We start from the raw sequence: 16406 nt of genomic DNA, 5'->3' as shown, positions 1-16406 counted from the left end.
CACTTGTAGGAGCGCGCTTGCCCGCGATGAGGGCATGCCAGGCACTGATGCGGTGGCTGACACTAAGCATCGCGGGCAAGCGCGCTCCTACAGCCATCGTGTTGGCGATGTTGTTTTTGAGCTCCAGCGCCCACGCCTTCGACCTGCAACAACTGAGCGAACAGCTGGCCAAACCCAGCGTCATCCACGGCGGTTTCATTCAGGAAAAGCACCTGCGTTCGCTGCCGCAACCGCTGACCAGCAAGGGCAATTTCGTGCTGGCCAAGGAGTTTGGCCTGCTATGGCTGTTAAACACGCCGCTCAAGCAGGACTACCGCATCGACTCCGCCGGCATCGCCCGTCGCGACGCTGATGGCAGCTGGCAAATGATCCCCGGCAAAACCGCTGGCGCCGAGCAGAACCGGCTGTTTCTCGCCGTATTGAAAGGCGACAGCAGCGGCCTGCAACGAGACTTCGAGCTGCAATTGAGCGGCGACGCACAGGCCTGGCAACTGACGCTGGTGCCGCGCTCGCTGCTGCTTCAACAGATCTTCAAGCAGATCAACATCGACGGCGGTGCGCTGGTGCAGCGCATCGAACTGCAGGAAACCCAAGGCGACAGCACGCTCTTGAAGATGATCGACAGCACCAGCGCGCAACCGCTGAGCGATTCGGAGCGCGCTGACTTTGCCCGCTGACCAACGGTTGCAGCGCCTGCTGCCACGCCTGTTCCTGATCATCCTGCTGGCGGTCCTCGCCCTGGCAGGCTGGCAATGGCGTGGGGGCGCGCCGCTGTCGGCGAACCTGATGGAACTGGTGCCCGGCAGCAGCCCCGACGCACTGGAGCTGCGCGCCGAACAACGCATTCAGGAGCCGCTGAACCGCGAGATGCTGGTGCTGGTGGGGCATGCCGACAAGCAGCAGGCTATCGAACTGGCTCAGCGCATCAGCGAGGAGTGGCAAGGCAGCGGGCTGTTCGAGAAGGTCCAGTGGAATCTGCAGGCCGACCTTCCAGCGCTGCGCGAACAGCTGCTCAAAGGCCGTCTGGCGATGCTCTCGAACAGCGACCGCGCTGAGCTGATCGAGCACCCGGACGCCTTCATTCAGAAGCGCGTGCAGAACCTGTTCGACCCCTTTGGCGGCTTCAGTCTGGTGCCGAGCCAGGAAGACTGGCTGGGCCTGACCGGACGCATCCAGAACAGCCAGCCGACACACGGCGCGGTGCAGCTGGACATCGGCAGTGGCGCGCTGATCGCCAATGCCGATGGCAAGAGCTGGGTGCTGCTGCGCGCCAGAACCCAGGCCGACGCCTTCGACATGAGCCTGCCGCTCAAGGTCTCGGCGCTGCTCGATCAGGCGCGCATCCAGGCGTCGAAAACCGATGCACAGTTGCTCGCCGCCAGCGGCCTGCTCTACGCCGCACACGGCCAGCAACAGGCCACGCGGGAAATCACCTGGGTCGGCGGCGGTGCCACGTTGGGCATCCTGCTGTTGCTGCTGCTGGCGTTCAAACGCTGGCGGGTGCTGCTGGCATTCGCGCCGGTGGTGGTCGGCATGCTGTTCGGCGCCACGGCCTGCATTGCGCTGTTCGGCAAGATGCACGTGATGACCTTAGTGTTGGGGTCGAGCCTGATCGGTGTGGCCGTCGACTACCCGCTGCACTACCTCTCCAAGGGTTGGAGCCTGAAACCCTGGCGCAGCTGGCCAGCCTTGCGCCTGACCCTGTCGGGCCTGAGCCTGAGCCTGGCAACCAGCTGCATCGGCTATCTGGCGCTGGCGTGGACGCCCTTCCCGGCCCTGACCCAGATCGCCGTATTCTCCGCCGCCGGCCTGATCGGCGCCTACCTGTGCGCAGTGTGTCTGCTGCCTGCGCTGCTCAAGGGTGTTGAATTGCGCCCCGCGCAATGGCCGCTGAAGTTCGCTCAAAGGCTGGTCAACCTGCGCGCTCGTCTGCTGGCCCGAGTGGGCACTCCGATCCTGCTGGGCCTGCTGCTGATTTTCTGTGCAGCCGGTCTCTGGCAACTGACCACTAAAAACGACATCCGCCAGTGGATTGCCGCGCCGCCGAGCCTCACCGACGAAGCCCGTGCCGTTGCACGCATTACCGGTTATCAGCCCACCAGTCAGTTTTTCCTGGTGCGCGGCGCTGATCAGCAGCAATTGCTGAAGCGTCAGGCCGTACTCAGTCAGCGCCTCGATCACCTGGTGATGCTCGACAAGCTGCAAGGTTACTTGTCGCTGAATCAGCTCGTGTCGACGCCTGCCGAGCAGGACGCCACGCGCCAGGCCCTCGAAGCGCTGCCCACACACTGGCAGCCTTTGCTCGACCTCGGTGTGCCGGTCGATGCACTCAATAAAGAGCTGACGAACCTTCGTGCCCTGCCCGTTCAAGACATCGACAGCGTGCTGGCAGGCCCTTTGGGCGAGCCCTGGCGCCTGCTGTGGATGGGGGGTGACAGTCAAAGCGCGGCCGGGATCGTCAGCCTGCAAGGTCTCAACGATGCCGCGCTGCTGCGTGTTCAGGCGCAGGACCTGCCCGGCGTGCAGCTGGTGGATCGTCTCGGCGACCTGAACAAGGTCTTCGCCGCCACGCAGGTCAGCGCTGCGGAATTGAAACTGCTGTCCTGCGTGCTGATCGTGGTGCTGTTGATTTTGCCTTTCGGCCTGCGCGGCGCCCTGCGCGTCGTGGCCCTGCCGTTGCTGGCCGCGCTGTGCAGCCTGGCAAGCCTGGGCTGGCTCGGTCAGCCGCTGACGCTGTTCAGCTTGTTCGGCCTGCTGCTGGTCACGGCCATCAGCGTCGATTACGCGATCCTCATGCGCGAGCAGATCGGCGGCGCGGCGGTCAGCCTGCTCGGCACCTTGCTGGCGGCGGCCACCACCTGGCTGTCGTTCGGGTTGCTGGCGGTTTCCAGTACGCCTGCGGTGAGCAATTTCGGCTTGTCGGTGAGCCTCGGTCTGGCCTTCAGCTTCCTACTCGCGCCTTGGGCGGGCAGTCATGAAGCACCGCTGAGCGCCTCACAGCAGGAGGCAGCGGCGTGATGACGGCCGTGTTCTGGGCCTTGGTATTGGCGCTGTTCGCCTTGGCGACCCGCCTGGGCCGAAACTTGAACCTGATCCCCATCGTCAGCCAGTTACTGCTGGCGACCTTCGGCCTGCCGCTGTTGATGCTGTTCTGGGTCGAGCCGCACTGGCAGCTGTCGGGCGCGCAACTGGTGGCGCCGGTCTGGCTGAAAACCCTCTACGGCCTGAGTTTCGCGATAGTGCTGGGGCACATCCTCAGCGACGTGATCGATGTGCGCCTGGATCGGCAAAGCCTGAAAGTCGCGCTGCCGAGTTTCTGCATCCCGTTCATCTGTGGCGTGGCCTGCGCGGTATGGCTGCTGCCTGCGCAAGGCTGGCTCAGCTCGTTGGCATTGGGGCTGGTGTTCGCGATCACGGCCATTCCGGTGCTGTACCTGTATTTGCATCACATCGGTTATCCGCCCGAAGCGACCCGTCGTTTGGTGCAAACCGCGATCCTCATCGACCTGGCCTGCTGGAGCCTGTTCGGCCTGGCCCAGGGCAGCCTGCACCTGAGCAGCCTCGCCCTGCCGCTGCTCGGCGCTTGCACGCCGTTGTTGCTGCGCCTGCTGAAGCTGCGTCAGGCGCGCCTCTACGGGCTGGTGTTCTTTGGCCTGCTGATGGTCGCCGAGCATTACAAGCTCAACGCGCTGATCCTCGGCATCGGTTACCTGCTGTGCATGGGCGCGCTCAAACAGCCCTTCGCACCGCCGCTCAAGGCCGCGTGGTTCAAGGCCTTGCAGCATTACTTGGCGATCCCACTGATCCTCACGTTCGGCATCGTGCAGATCAACGTGCACAGCGCCATGGGCGATCTGGGCTGGCTGAACCTGCTGATGCTGATCCTCCTACCGATTGCCAGCAAACTGCTCGGCAACTGGATCGGCGTGCGCTGGGCGGCTCCGTCGTTCGCAGGGGCCGTGCGCTGGAAAGAAGCCGTGCTGCTGAACATCCGCGGCCTGAGCGAAATCGTTTTTCTCAACCTGCTGCTGCAACAGTCGCTCATCAGCCCTGCGCTGTACTTCGCGCTGATGAGCATGAGCCTGATCGCCACGCTGCTGCCAGCCCTCGCGGGCATGAATCGCCCCCTCTCTTTGCAAGACGCCGAAGCCGTCGAAGCCGCTAAACAACTGAAAAGGAAATCGTGTGCCAATAGCTGAAATGGAATCCCGCCAGATCGTGGTGATCGGTGCCGGCCCTGCCGGAGCCATCGCCGCAGCCCTGCTCAAGCGCCAGGGCCATGACGTGCTGATCATCGAGCGCCAGCAGTTTCCGCGCTTCTCCATTGGCGAAAGCCTGCTTTCGCAATGCCTGGATTTCGTTGAAGGGGCGGGCATGCTCGATGCGGTCAAGGCCGCCGGCTTCCAGCTCAAGAACGGCGCAGCATTCGCCTGTGGCGAGCAGTACAGCGCGTTCGATTTCGGCCAGACCTTCAGCAACGGCAAACCGACGACCTTTCAGGTGCAGCGCGCCGATTTCGATAAACTGCTGGCTGACGAAGCCGAGCGCCAGGGCGTCGAGATCCGCTATCAGGAAACCATCACCGCCGCTGACTTCAGCGCCGATCAGCCGGTGCTCGAGGTGCAGCGCGCCGATGGCAGCCAGTACCGCGTGCAGGCTGCGTTCGTGCTCGACGCCAGCGGCTATGGCCGGGTACTGCCGCGCTTGCTTGACCTGGAGGCGCCTTCGAACTTCCCGCTGCGTCAGGCTGTGTTCACCCACGTCGAGGACCGCATCGACGACGCGGGTTTCGACCGCGAAAAGATTCTGGTCACTGTGCACCCGACAATGCGCGATGTGTGGTTCTGGTCCATTCCGTTCAGCAACGGTCGCTGCTCGGTGGGCGTGGTCGCATCGGCCGAACGCTTCAAGGACAAACCCGCCGATCTGGACGCCTGCTTGCGCGCGTTCATCGACGAAACCCCGAGCCTGAGCCGCGTGCTGCAGTACGCCGTCTGGGACACGCCGGCGCGCACCATTGGTGGCTACGCGGCCAACGTCAAAGCCCTGCACGGCAAAGGCTTCGCGCTGCTGGGTAACGCGGCAGAATTCCTCGATCCGGTGTTTTCCTCCGGCGTCACGATCGCCATGCGCTCGGCGAGCATGGCCGCCGGTGTGCTGCATCGTCAGTTGCAAGGCGAGAGCGTGGACTGGGAAAGCGAGTTCGCAGTGCCGCTCAAGAAGGGCGTCGACACCTTCCGCGCCTATGTCGAGGGCTGGTACGAAGGCAGCTTTCAGGACGTGATCTTTTACCCCCACAGCACCGACGACATTCGCCGCATGATCTGCTCGATCCTCGCCGGTTACGCGTGGGATGAGCGCAACCCGTTCGTCGCCGAGCCCAAGCGCCGCCTGCGCATGCTGGCCGAAATCTGCGCGAGCACCGGCCCATGAGCGAGCCGTTCTATTCCAACACCTACGTCGAAGAAACCCGTCTGGGCTTTGCCTTCCTGCGCAGCCACACCTGGCAGCATCATGTCCTGCGCGTGGCAATCAACGATTTACGCAGCCTGTTCGACGAGCACCCGCCTGAGCATCCCGTGATCCTCGATGCCGGTTGCGGGCAGGGTAAGTCGTTCCAGTACCTGCACACGATGTTTAACCCGTCGAAGATTCTGGGGGTCGATGCCGATCCGACCAGCCTGCGGCTCAGCGCGGAAGAAGCTGCACGCCGTCGCATCAACGCCGAGCTGATCGGCAGCGACTGCGCGTCGCTGAAGCTGGCCGACAACAGTGTCGACATGGTCTTCTGCCATCAGACCTTTCATCACCTGGTCGAGCAGGAAAAAGCCCTCGCCGAGTTCTATCGCGTGCTCAAGCCTGGGGGTTACCTGCTGTTTGCCGAGTCCACCGAGGCCTATATCGATACCTGGGTGATTCGCTGGCTCTTCCGCCATCCCATGCACGTGCAAAAGAGCGCGGCGCAATATCTGGACATGCTGCGCGAAGAGGGTTTTCAATTCACCGCGCACAACGTTTCCTACCCCTACCTGTGGTGGAGCCGGGCCAAGGATTTCGGCCTGCTGGAACGCTTGAAACTGATCAAACCCAAGCCCTTTGGCGAACGCGAAGAGACGCTGGTCAACGCCGTCGTCCGCAAACCGCCGCTGGCAACACTCGAAGGTGACACACCATGATTCGCGCCCTTGTGCTGTTTTGCGTCCTGCTGTTGAGCGCCTGTACCAGTCATGCGCCGCTGCCCCCGCAGATCCCGCACATCAAGTTCCCCAAGCAGCTGCACGTACAGCGTGAGCAGGCCGGACAGCGCCAGGACTGGCTGCTGGTGGTGCAGAAAGAACAGCACGGTCTGCGCTGGTCGCTGATGGACCCGCTGGGCATTCCGGTCGCGCGTCAGCTGCTGCATGACGAGACCTGGAAAGCCGACGGCCTGCTGCCGCCAAACCCCGAGGCCCGTGAGCTGTTCGCCGCCGTGCTGTTTGCGCTGACCTCCAATGAAGAAGCGCGCTTCGACTATCCGGGCGTGGTGCTGCTGCCGCACGGGCGTACGCTGGAAGATCGCTGGCGCGTCGATTACGCCTCTGAAGGCATTTTCCGCCTCACGCTGGAAGGGGGCGAGCTGACCTACATCGTCAGTTCGCTGGAAGGCAAGGCCTCGAAATGACCGCCTACCTCAATGCACTGGGGCTAATTTGCTCGCTGGGTGACGACCGCGCCAGTGTCGCGCGCACGTTGTTCGCTGGCGACACCTCGTGCATGCGCCCTGAAAGTGGCTGGGTGCCGGAGCGCGTCCTGCCCGTGGCGGCAGTGAAAACGCCGTTGCCGGAAATCCCGGCCCGGGTGGCTCAGCAGTCCAGCCGCAACAATCAACTGTTGCTGGCGGCCGCGTTGCAGATCGAACCGCAGATCCAGCAGGCGATCAGCCAATACGGACGCGATCGCATCGGCGTCATTCTGGGCACCAGCACGTCGGGTATCGACGAAGCCAGCCGGGGCATCGCCGCCTATCTGCGCGACGAGGCCTTCCCCGCCGACTACGACTATCGCCAGCAGGAACTCAGCGCGCCGGCGAATTTTCTCGCTGCCTGGCTGGACCTCAGCGGCCCGACCTACGTGATCTCGACCGCCTGCACCTCCAGCGCCCGGGCCTTGCTCAGCGCCCGTCGCCTGCTCGACATGAACCTGTGCGACGCCGTGCTGTGTGGCGGTGTGGACAGCCTGTGCAAGCTGACCCTCAACGGCTTTTCATCCCTTGAGGCAGTGTCCAGCGAACGCTGCAACCCGTTCTCCGCCAACCGCAACGGCATCAACATCGGCGAAGCGGCGGTGCTGTTCCTGATGACCCGCGAGGCCAGCGGTGATCACCGGATCGCGCTGCTCGGCGCAGGCGCAAGCTCCGACGCACACCATATTTCCGCCCCCGAACCTAGCGGCAAAGGTGCGCAGCAGGCCATGCAAAAGGCGCTGGATAACGCGCGCCTGAAGGCCAGCGATATCGGTTACCTGAACCTGCACGGCACCGCGACCCAGCACAACGACGCGATGGAGTCTCTGGCCGTGCAGGCCGTCTTCCCCGAAGGCGTGCCCTGCTCTTCGACCAAGCCCATGAGCGGCCACACCCTCGGCGCTGCCGGTGCGCTGGAAACGGCGTTCTGCTGGCTGGCGCTGGCGCCCGAGAACAGCGATCGGCAGTTGCCGCCTCATGTGTGGGACGACCAGGCCGATACAAACCTGCCCGCGCTGGCCTGGGTCAAACCGGGCGATGTGCTGCCAGACACCTCGTCGCGTCGCCTGATGAGCAACTCTTTCGCCTTTGGTGGCAACAACGTCAGCCTGATCATCGGAGACGGCCCATGAGTGCTATGACCCCCTCCCCGTGGCCACCTGCCGATCTGCTGCCCCACGCGGGTGACATGATCCTCATCGATGAAGTGATCGAGTTCGGCGAAGAAGACATCCGCACGCGCATTCACGTACGCCCCGGCGGCCTGTTCAACCGCACCGATGGCAGCCTGCCTGCGTGGGTCGGCATCGAGCTGATGGCTCAGAGCGTCGCGGCCTACGCCGGTTGCCAGGCGCGAGTTAAAGATGAGCCGGTCGAGCTGGGTTTTCTGCTCGGCACGCGCAAGTTCGAATGCAACGTCGATCACTTCCCGGCAGGCAGTGAGCTGATCGTCCACGCGCAGCGTTCATTGCAGGACGACAGCGGCATGGGCGTGTTCGAGTGTCACCTGAGCGGCCCCGGCATCGATGCCAGTGCTCGACTCAATGTGTATCGCCCGCCGCAATCGGCGGGTTATCTGGCCGAAGGAGCCGACAATGACTGACTCAATTCTGGTCACCGGCTCCAGCCGTGGCATCGGTCGCGCCATCGCCCTGCGCCTGGCTCAATCCGGTTACGACATCGTGCTGCATTGCCGCAGCGGTCGGGCCGAGGCCGAAGCCGTGCAGGGTGAAATCCAGGCCCTGGGCCGACAGGCGCGCGTGCTGCAATTCGACGTGGCCGATCGCGCCGCGTGCAAGGAAATCCTCGAGGCCGACGTGGAAAATCACGGCGCCTATTACGGCGTGGTGTGCAACGCCGGCCTGACCCGCGACGGCGCGTTTCCAGCGTTGACCGACGAGGATTGGGACGTGGTCATGCGCACCAATCTGGACGGTTTCTACAACGTGCTGCACCCGGTCATGATGCCGATGATTCGTCGTCGCGCCGCCGGACGGATTGTCTGCATCACCTCGGTGTCCGGCCTGATCGGCAATCGCGGGCAGGTCAATTACAGCGCCTCCAAGGCCGGTGTGATCGGTGCCGCCAAGGCGCTGGCCATCGAGTTGGGCAAGCGCAAGATCACCGTCAACTGCGTCGCGCCGGGGCTGATCGACACGGCCATGCTCGATGAAAACGTACCCGTGGATGAACTGCTGAAGATGATCCCCGCGCAACGCATGGGTACCCCGGAAGAAGTCGCCGGCGCCGTGAATTTCCTGATGTCGGCGGAAGCCTCGTACATCACCCGCCAAGTGCTGGCGGTCAACGGAGGCTTGTGCTGATGAAGCGCGTCGTCGTCACCGGCATGGCCGGCATTACCTCGCTGGGCAGCGACTGGGCAAGCATCGAGGCCAATTTCAGCGCCAATCGCAGCGGTATTCGGCGCATGGACGAGTGGGACCGGTTCACCGAGCTGAACACCCGTCTGGCCGGTCCCATCGACGACTTCGTCGTGCCTTCGCACTGGACCCGCAAGCAGTTGCGCAGCATGGGCCGGGTATCGCGCCTGGCGGTCGGTGCATCGGAGGCGGCGTTGCGCGACGCCGGCTTGCTCGACGACCCGATCATCCGCGACGGGCGCATGGGCGTGGCCTGCGGCTCGTCCACTGGCAGTACCGACGAGATCAAGGCGTTCGGCAACATGCTGCTCAACTCGGTGGCCGACGGCCTCAACGCCAACTCGTACGTGCGAATGATGCCGCACACGACGGCCGCGAATATCAGCATCTTTTTCAACCTCACCGGCCGCTTGATTCCGACGTCCAGTGCCTGCACCAGCGGCAGCCAGGGCGTGGGTTATGCCTATGAAGCGATCAAGTTCGGACGCCTGCCGCTGATGCTCGCTGGCGGCGCCGAAGAGCTGTGCCCGACCGAGGCCATGGTGTTCGACGCGCTGTACGCCACCAGCCTGAAAAACGACGCGCCGCACACCAGTCCGCGCCCCTATGACACCGGTCGGGATGGCCTGGTGATCGGCGAAGGCGGCGGCATGTTGGTGCTCGAAGAGCTGGAACACGCACTGGCGCGCGGAGCGAAGATTCACGCGGAGATCGTTGGTTTCGGCAGCAACGCCGACGGCGTCCACACCACGCGCCCCGAGCAGGTCACCATGCGCCGCGCGATGGAACTGGCGCTGGAAGACGCCCACCTGCCCCCTGACGCCGTCGGCTACGTCAACGGTCACGGCACCGCCACCGAACAGGGCGACATCGCCGAGACGCTGGCGACCCAGAGCCTGTTCGGCTCGCGCATGCCGATCAGCTCGCAGAAGAGCTTCCTGGGCCACACCCTGGGCGCCTGTGGGGCGCTGGAATCCTGGTTCACCATCGAGATGATGAACCGCGACCGCTACATCCACACCCTCAACCTGGACGACGTGGACAGCCGCTGCGGCGAACTGGACTACCTGCGAGGCGAACCGCGGCACATGAGCCACGAGTTCGTGATGAACAACAATTTCGCTTTTGGCGGGGTCAACACGTCGTTGATTTTTCGTCGCTGGTCTTGATCCTTGAAATACATGATGGAGTGAACGGAATGACTCAGATTTACCGCATCGTTGCAGTGCTAGCCATCGCGCTGTTCCTGAGCGCCTGTAGCAGCAAGCCGGTGTACACAGCCAAGGAAAGCTTTTCCCCTGAACTCGGGTTTACCGATAGCCAGATGAGCCGCGCCATCGTCACGGCGTTGAATGATCGCCAATGGGTCGTGCAATCGGTCAAACCGGGCATGATCAAAGCCGCCATTACCGTACGCGGCAAGCACCATGCGGAAGTCGATATTCCGTTCAGCCCGACGTCGTTCGAAATTGCCTATCGCGACAGCTGGGGCCTGAACTACAAGGACGGAGACATCCACGGCAACTACAACCGCTGGGTCAACCGGCTTCGCGACAACATCCTCAAGGAATTGTCGTTCGACCCAACGATCGAGCGCTTGAATGAAAAGGGCATCGTCAAACAGGGTGCGGACTCGCCGACCTACCTGAGCTTCCGTGAAGGCGTCAAACGCGCCACCGAAGCAGGCCTGCTGGATGGCAGCGTAGAGTTCTATCTGGCGGGTGAAGCACTGCCTGACCAAGTTCGTACACTACAAACCGTCAGCAGCAGCCGCAAAACCAACGGCACCAACAAGTCGGATCAGGAAGCCTGCTTCTGGGCGCTGCAGTCAGCCTTGGCCACTTTGCAAAACGCTGCCAAGAAGGCCGATGCCAATGCGGTCGTCAACATTGCCAGTGTCGACCAGCGCTCGCTGTACAAAGACACTGAAAAATTCCAGTGCCGAGCCGGTTTGGTCATGTCCAGCGTATCGTTGCGGGGTGACCTCGCTCACGTAGACTGACAAGCGCCGTTTCTCTGTGGGAGCGAATTCATTCGCGAAAAATCTTCCAGGCGCTAGATGTGTATCGCCAGTTGCATCTTTCGCGAATGAATTCGCTCCCACAGTGTTATGTGCCTGACGCCCCCGATGATTTAGCCCGCCCTGCGCGTCACCAGCTCCACAAACGCCTTGGCCATGGGCGATTTCTGATCCTTGCGCTGCACCAGCCACACGGCTGAAGTGGCCTCGGTATCCAGCAAGGTGCGATAGACCACGCCGTCGATGCGCATGCGTTGATAGGACGCCGGTAGCACTGTCACCCCCAACCCCGCCGCTACCAGACCGATAATCGTCATCGCCTCCCCCGCTTCCTGAGTGAACAACGGGCTGAATCCCGCCTCCCGCGCCAGGCTCAACAGCTGCGCGTACAAGCCGCTGCCATAACTGCGAGGAAAGAACACAAACGGCTCTGTCGCCAGCTCCTTGAGGTAGATACCGCGCTCGCTACCCTCGGCCAGAGGGTGATCGGAGCGCAGAATCGCCACCAGCGGTTCGCGAAGCAGCTCAACCGCCACCAGAGAATCCGGCAACGGCAGAGGCCGCATGATGCCGACTTGCATCGATTCTTCCTCCAAGCGTTCGGCAACCTCCTTGCTGCTCATCTCCTGCAAGGCCAGATGCACGGCCGGATAACGCTGGCGAAAGGCGAAGATCGCCTGGGGAATACTGGAGGTGAACGGCGCCGAGGCAGTGAAGCCAATCTTCAGTTCGCCCAGTTCGCCCAACTGCGCGCGGCGGGCGACGTCCGAGGCCTTTTCGACCTGCGCCAGCACCAGCCGTGCCTCGTCGAGAAACAAGCGGCCCGCCTCGCTCAGCTCCACTCGTCGGTTGGTGCGCTCAAACAACCGCGCGCCTAGCTCCTGTTCCAGCGCCTGAATCTGCTGACTCAACGGCGGTTGCGAGATGCCTAAGGACTCGGCGGCGCGTCCAAAATGCAGCTCTTCGGCGACTGCAATGAAGTAGCGCAAATGACGTAATTCCATGACTTCACCATTAAGTCGTTAAACCTATCAATTAGGTCGAACAATATATTGGAAGGAATCGTTAGCAGGCTATATTCTTTTCCATTGTCGCTCCGCTTCCCCTGAGGTCCATCGTGAATAGTGCTGCATCCCCCGCGCCTGACGTGATCAACGCTGCCATCCCGCTGGGTGATACCTATATCGAAAAAGACACCCCCGCTTTTGTCCGCACTGTGCTCGCGCTGTTCTCCGGCGGCTTTGCCACTTTTGCCCTGCTCTACTGCGTGCAGCCGATGATGCCGGTGCTCTCCCGCGAGTTTTCGATCAACGCGGCGCAGAGCAGCCTGATCCTTTCCGTTTCCACCGCCATGATGGCGATCGGCCTGCTGATCACCGGGCCGATTTCCGATCGTCTGGGGCGCAAATCGGTGATGGTCTTCGCACTGTTCTCGGCTGCTTTCTTTACCCTTGTCAGCGCCGTCATGCCGACCTGGGAAGGGGTGCTGGTGGCTCGGGCGCTGCTCGGGCTTTCGTTGAGCGGCCTGGCAGCAGTGGGCATGACTTACCTCAGTGAAGAGATTCATCCCCAGCACATTGGCCTGGCCATGGGGCTGTACATCGGGGGCAACGCCATTGGCGGCATGAGCGGGCGGTTGATCACAGGGGTACTGAGCGATTTCGTCAGTTGGCACACCTCGCTGTTGATCATGGGCTTGATCGCTCTCGGTGCTGCCGGCCTGTTCTGGAAGTTTCTGCCGCCTTCGCGCAACTTCCGCCCCAATCCGCTCAACGCCCGTAACCTGCTGGACGGGTTCGTGCTGCAGTTCCGCGACGCAGGCCTGCCATGGCTGTTCCTCGAAGGGTTCCTGCTGATGGGATCGTTCGTCACCTTGTTCAACTACATCGGCTATCGGCTGCTGGCCGAGCCTTACCACTTGAGTCAGGCAGTGGTGGGGCTGTTCTCGGTGGTGTACCTGTCGGGTATCTACAGCTCGGCGAAGATCGGCGCGCTGGCCGACAAACTGGGCCGTCGCAATGTGCTGTGGGCAGTTATCGGCTTGATGCTCGTGGGGCTGGTGCTGACGCTGTTCACCCCACTGCCCATCGTGATCATCGGCGTATTGCTGTTCACCTTCGGTTTTTTCGGCGCCCACTCCGTGGCCAGCAGCTGGATCGGCCGCCGCGCCATCAAAGCCAAGGGCCAAGCCTCTTCGCTGTACCTCTTCAGCTACTACGTCGGCTCCAGCATCGCCGGCACCGGCGGCGGCATGTTCTGGCACTACGGCGGCTGGAACGGCATCGGGCTGTTCATCGGCATCCTGCTGCTGATGGCGCTGGGCGCTGCGCTGAAACTGGCGCGGGTAAAGCCGTTAGCGGTGAATGTGCAGGTTTGATGGCAGAAGCAAACCGGATTAACAGCAAACCTTCCATGCGCACACAAAAACGCCCGGCATTGACCGGGCGTGTTCGTATCTGCGTATCAGCTTACGGGTGATACTGCGCCGACAGCTCGTGCACCGCGTTGATGAACGCGCCAGCATTGGCCGGGTCGACTTCCGGGGTGATGCCGTGGCCGAGGTTGAAGACGTGGCCGGTGCCGCTGCCGTAGCTTTTGAGGATGTTGGCGACTTCCTGGCGGATTGCCTGGGGATTCGCGTAGAGCACGGTGGGGTCCATGTTGCCTTGCAGGGCGACTTTGCTGCCGACACGGCGGCGCGCTTCGCCGATGTCGCACGTCCAGTCCAGGCCCAGCGCGTCGGCCCCGGCGTCGGCGATGCTTTCCAGCCACAGGCCGCCGCCTTTGGTGAAGAGGATGACCGGAACTTTGCGGCCATCGTGTTCGCGAATCAGACCGCTGACAATCTTGCGCATGTAAGCCAGGGAGAATTCCTGATACGCCGCTGCCGAGAGGCTGCCACCCCAGCTGTCGAAGATCTGCACGGCTTGCGCGCCAGCGAGGATCTGGCCATTCAGGTAAGCCGTCACCGACTGCGCCAGCTTGTCTAGCAACAGGTGCATGGCTTGTGGGTTGTCGTAGAGCATGGCCTTGGACTTGCGGAAGTCCTTGGACGAGCCGCCCTCAACCATATAGGTCGCGAGGGTCCAGGGGCTACCGGAGAAACCGATCAGCGGTACACGGCCGTTGAGCTCGCGACGAATGGTGCTGACCGCATCCATGACGTAGCCGAGGTCTTTCTGCGCGTCGGGGATGGGCAGTGCTTCGATGTCGGCCAGAGTGCTGACGGTTTTCTTGAAGCGCGGGCCTTCGCCGGTCTCGAAATACAGACCCAGGTCCATGGCGTCAGGCACGGTGAGGATGTCGGAGAACAGGATCGCGGCGTCCAGCGGGTAACGCTCGAGCGGCTGCAGGGTGACCTCGCAGGCGAACGCCGGGTTCTTGCACAGGCTCATGAAATCTCCGGCCTTGGCACGGCTGGCGCGGTACTCCGGGAGGTAGCGACCGGCCTGACGCATCATCCAGACCGGCGTGACGTCTACGGGTTGCTTGAGCAGGGCGCGAAGGAAACGGTCGTTCTTCAGGGCAGTCATGGCAGGATCCGGAAAAAAAGTGCGGGCATTTTCTCAGACACCAACGCAAAAGGCACGGTAAGTACCGTGCCTTTTGTCTATGGGGGCGATTTGTCGCATGAGAGCGCTGCAGCCTGTAGGAGCGCGCTTGCCCGCGATTGCACACGTTCAGACACTCAATGGGTGCATGAACCAACGCGTTCGCGGGCAAGCGCGCTCCTACAAATTGGCGTGTTTACACGCCCAGATAGTCCAGAATCCCTTCAGCCGCATTGCGGCCTTCGAAGATCGCGGTCACCACCAGGTCGGAACCGCGGACCATGTCGCCGCCGGCGAAGATCTTCGGGTTGCTGGTCTGGTGCTTGAACTGGCCTTGTTCTGGCGCAACGACGCGGCCCTGGCTGTCGGTTTCAATATTGTGCTGCTCGAACCAGGACGCCGGGCTTGGACGGAAACCGAAAGCGATGACCACGGCGTCTGCCGGGATGATCTCTTCGGAGCCCGGGATCGGCTCGGGGCTGCGACGGCCACGGGCATCAGGCTCGCCCAGACGGGTCTCGACGACCTTCACGCCTTCAACCTTGTCCTCACCGACGATGGCGATGGGCTGACGGTTGTAGAGGAACTTCACGCCCTCTTCCTTGGCGTTTTTCACTTCCTTGCGCGAACCCGGCATGTTTTCTTCGTCACGACGATAGGCGCACGTCACGGCCTTGGCACCCTGACGGATCGAAGTGCGGTTGCAGTCCATCGCGGTGTCACCACCGCCCAGCACCACAACCTTCTTGCCTTTCATGTCGACGAAATCTTCCGGCGACTTTTCAAAGCCCAGGTTGCGGTTGACGTTGGCGATCAGGAAATCCAGCGCGTCGTGCACGCCCGGCAGGTCTTCGCCCGGGAAGCCGCCCTTCATGTAGGTGTAGGTGCCCATGCCCATGAACACGGCATCGTATTCCTGCAGCAGTTGCTCGACGGTGATGTCCTTGCCGACTTCGGTATTGAGGCGGAACTCGATACCCATGCCGGTGAAGACCTCACGACGATGGCTCAGCACGCTCTTTTCGAGCTTGAACTCCGGGATACCGAAGGTCAGCAGACCACCGATTTCAGGGTTCTTGTCGAACACCACCGGCGTCACGCCGCCACGCACCAGCACGTCGGCGCAACCCAGGCCTGCAGGGCCTGCACCAATGATTGCCACGCGCTTGCCGGTCGGCACTACGCGGGACATGTCTGGACGCCAGCCCATGGCGAAAGCGGTGTCGGTGATGTACTTCTCCACCGAACCGATGGTGACCGCGCCAAAGCCGTCGTTTAGGGTGCACGCACCTTCACACAGACGGTCCTGCGGGCACACGCGGCCGCAGACTTCCGGCAGCGTATTGGTCTGGTGCGACAGCTCGGCGGCGGCGAGGATGTTGCCCTCCGACACCAGCTTGAGCCAGTTGGGAATGAAGTTATGCACAGGGCATTTCCATTCGCAGTACGGATTACCGCAACCCAGGCAGCGGTGGGCCTGATCGGCCGACTGCTGGGGTTTGAAGGGTTCGTAGATTTCCACGAACTCTTTCTTGCGTTGACGCAACAGTTTCTTCTTCGGATCTTTGCGCCCGACATCGATGAACTGGAAGTCGTTACTCAGACGTTCAGCCATTTTGAGCCTCTTCGAGGCAGCTTCAAGCCCTAAGCTTCAAGCTGCAAGAATCATATTTCGCAGGCACTCGCGCACTGCATTTAACTTGCGGCTTGTAGCTCGCCGCTTGCAGCTGCTT

At 62.4% G+C, this 16406-nt stretch carries 15 protein-coding genes; 12 read left to right on the top strand and 3 right to left on the bottom strand.

All coding sequences use genetic code 11. The annotated features are described in order from the left end of the window. Positions 1-47 precede the first annotated feature (47 nt). The 11 genes from AC07V9_RS14105 to AC07V9_RS14055 are packed head-to-tail and all read left to right on the top strand — an operon-like array spanning position 48 to position 11104. On the top strand, positions 48-677 hold the full coding sequence (locus AC07V9_RS14105) for an outer membrane lipoprotein carrier protein LolA (protein ID WP_495016319.1): 630 nt from the start codon (positions 48-50) through the stop codon (positions 675-677). Then, entirely contained in the window at positions 667-3018 is a 2352-nt protein-coding gene (locus tag AC07V9_RS14100) for an MMPL family transporter (protein WP_495016318.1), read from the top strand. Before AC07V9_RS14105 ends, AC07V9_RS14100 begins: the two co-directional genes overlap by 11 nt. Further along, complete coding sequence (locus AC07V9_RS14095; protein ID WP_495016443.1) at positions 3018-4199, top strand: cation:proton antiporter; 1182 nt, start codon at positions 3018-3020, stop codon at positions 4197-4199. The genes AC07V9_RS14100 and AC07V9_RS14095 overlap by 1 nt, the downstream gene beginning before the upstream one ends. Next, the gene (locus AC07V9_RS14090) at positions 4186-5433 is read left to right on the top strand and encodes an NAD(P)/FAD-dependent oxidoreductase (RefSeq protein ID WP_495016317.1); all 1248 of its coding nucleotides are present in this window, start codon (positions 4186-4188) and stop codon (positions 5431-5433) included. The genes AC07V9_RS14095 and AC07V9_RS14090 overlap by 14 nt, the downstream gene beginning before the upstream one ends. Then, positions 5430-6176, top strand: a complete 747-nt coding sequence (locus tag AC07V9_RS14085) for a class I SAM-dependent methyltransferase (RefSeq protein ID WP_495016316.1) — start codon at positions 5430-5432, stop codon at positions 6174-6176. The genes AC07V9_RS14090 and AC07V9_RS14085 overlap by 4 nt, the downstream gene beginning before the upstream one ends. Further along, the gene (locus tag AC07V9_RS14080) at positions 6173-6661 is read left to right on the top strand and encodes a hypothetical protein (RefSeq protein ID WP_495016315.1); all 489 of its coding nucleotides are present in this window, start codon (positions 6173-6175) and stop codon (positions 6659-6661) included. The genes AC07V9_RS14085 and AC07V9_RS14080 overlap by 4 nt, the downstream gene beginning before the upstream one ends. Continuing rightward, on the top strand, positions 6658-7854 hold the full coding sequence (locus AC07V9_RS14075) for a beta-ketoacyl-[acyl-carrier-protein] synthase family protein (RefSeq protein ID WP_495016314.1): 1197 nt from the start codon (positions 6658-6660) through the stop codon (positions 7852-7854). The genes AC07V9_RS14080 and AC07V9_RS14075 overlap by 4 nt, the downstream gene beginning before the upstream one ends. A 5-nt stretch (positions 7855-7859) precedes the next feature. Then, on the top strand, positions 7860-8324 hold the full coding sequence (locus AC07V9_RS14070; protein ID WP_495016442.1) for a hotdog family protein: 465 nt from the start codon (positions 7860-7862) through the stop codon (positions 8322-8324). Continuing rightward, complete coding sequence (gene fabG, locus AC07V9_RS14065; RefSeq protein ID WP_495016313.1) at positions 8317-9045, top strand: 3-oxoacyl-ACP reductase FabG; 729 nt, start codon at positions 8317-8319, stop codon at positions 9043-9045. Before AC07V9_RS14070 ends, fabG begins: the two co-directional genes overlap by 8 nt. After that, positions 9045-10271: a beta-ketoacyl-ACP synthase gene (locus AC07V9_RS14060; protein ID WP_495016312.1), complete on the top strand. Its 1227-nt coding sequence runs from the start codon at positions 9045-9047 to the stop codon at positions 10269-10271. Before fabG ends, AC07V9_RS14060 begins: the two co-directional genes overlap by 1 nt. Positions 10272-10300: 29 nt before the next feature. After that, complete coding sequence (locus AC07V9_RS14055) at positions 10301-11104, top strand: hypothetical protein (RefSeq protein ID WP_495016311.1); 804 nt, start codon at positions 10301-10303, stop codon at positions 11102-11104. Positions 11105-11235: 131 nt separating this feature from the next. On the opposite strand, the gene AC07V9_RS14050 is transcribed toward AC07V9_RS14055, so the two are convergent. Next, positions 11236-12126 carry a LysR family transcriptional regulator gene (locus AC07V9_RS14050; RefSeq protein WP_495016310.1) on the bottom strand — a complete coding sequence of 297 codons (891 nt, stop codon included), beginning with the start codon at positions 12124-12126 and terminating at the stop codon, positions 11236-11238. A gap of 113 nt (positions 12127-12239) precedes the next feature. On the opposite strand from AC07V9_RS14050, the gene AC07V9_RS14045 reads away from it, so the two are divergent. Next, positions 12240-13499 (top strand): MFS transporter, encoded by a 1260-nt coding sequence (locus tag AC07V9_RS14045; RefSeq protein WP_495016309.1) that lies wholly within the window; start codon positions 12240-12242, stop codon positions 13497-13499. 91 nt (positions 13500-13590) lie between these two features. Here the strand turns inward: AC07V9_RS14045 and hemE are convergent, their stop codons facing one another. After that, positions 13591-14655 (bottom strand): uroporphyrinogen decarboxylase, encoded by a 1065-nt coding sequence (gene hemE, locus AC07V9_RS14040; RefSeq protein ID WP_495016308.1) that lies wholly within the window; start codon positions 14653-14655, stop codon positions 13591-13593. Positions 14656-14869: 214 nt separating this feature from the next. Next, a complete protein-coding gene (locus AC07V9_RS14035) occupies positions 14870-16288 on the bottom strand; it encodes an FAD-dependent oxidoreductase (protein ID WP_495016307.1) in 1419 nt (472 codons plus the stop codon). Positions 16289-16406: the final 118 nt, after the last annotated feature.

The organism is Pseudomonas sp. GW821-FHT02A11 (genome assembly GCF_059421985.1).
The sequence above is the reverse complement of the archived record's forward strand: the minus strand, read 5'-3'. Positions and strand labels throughout refer to the sequence as shown.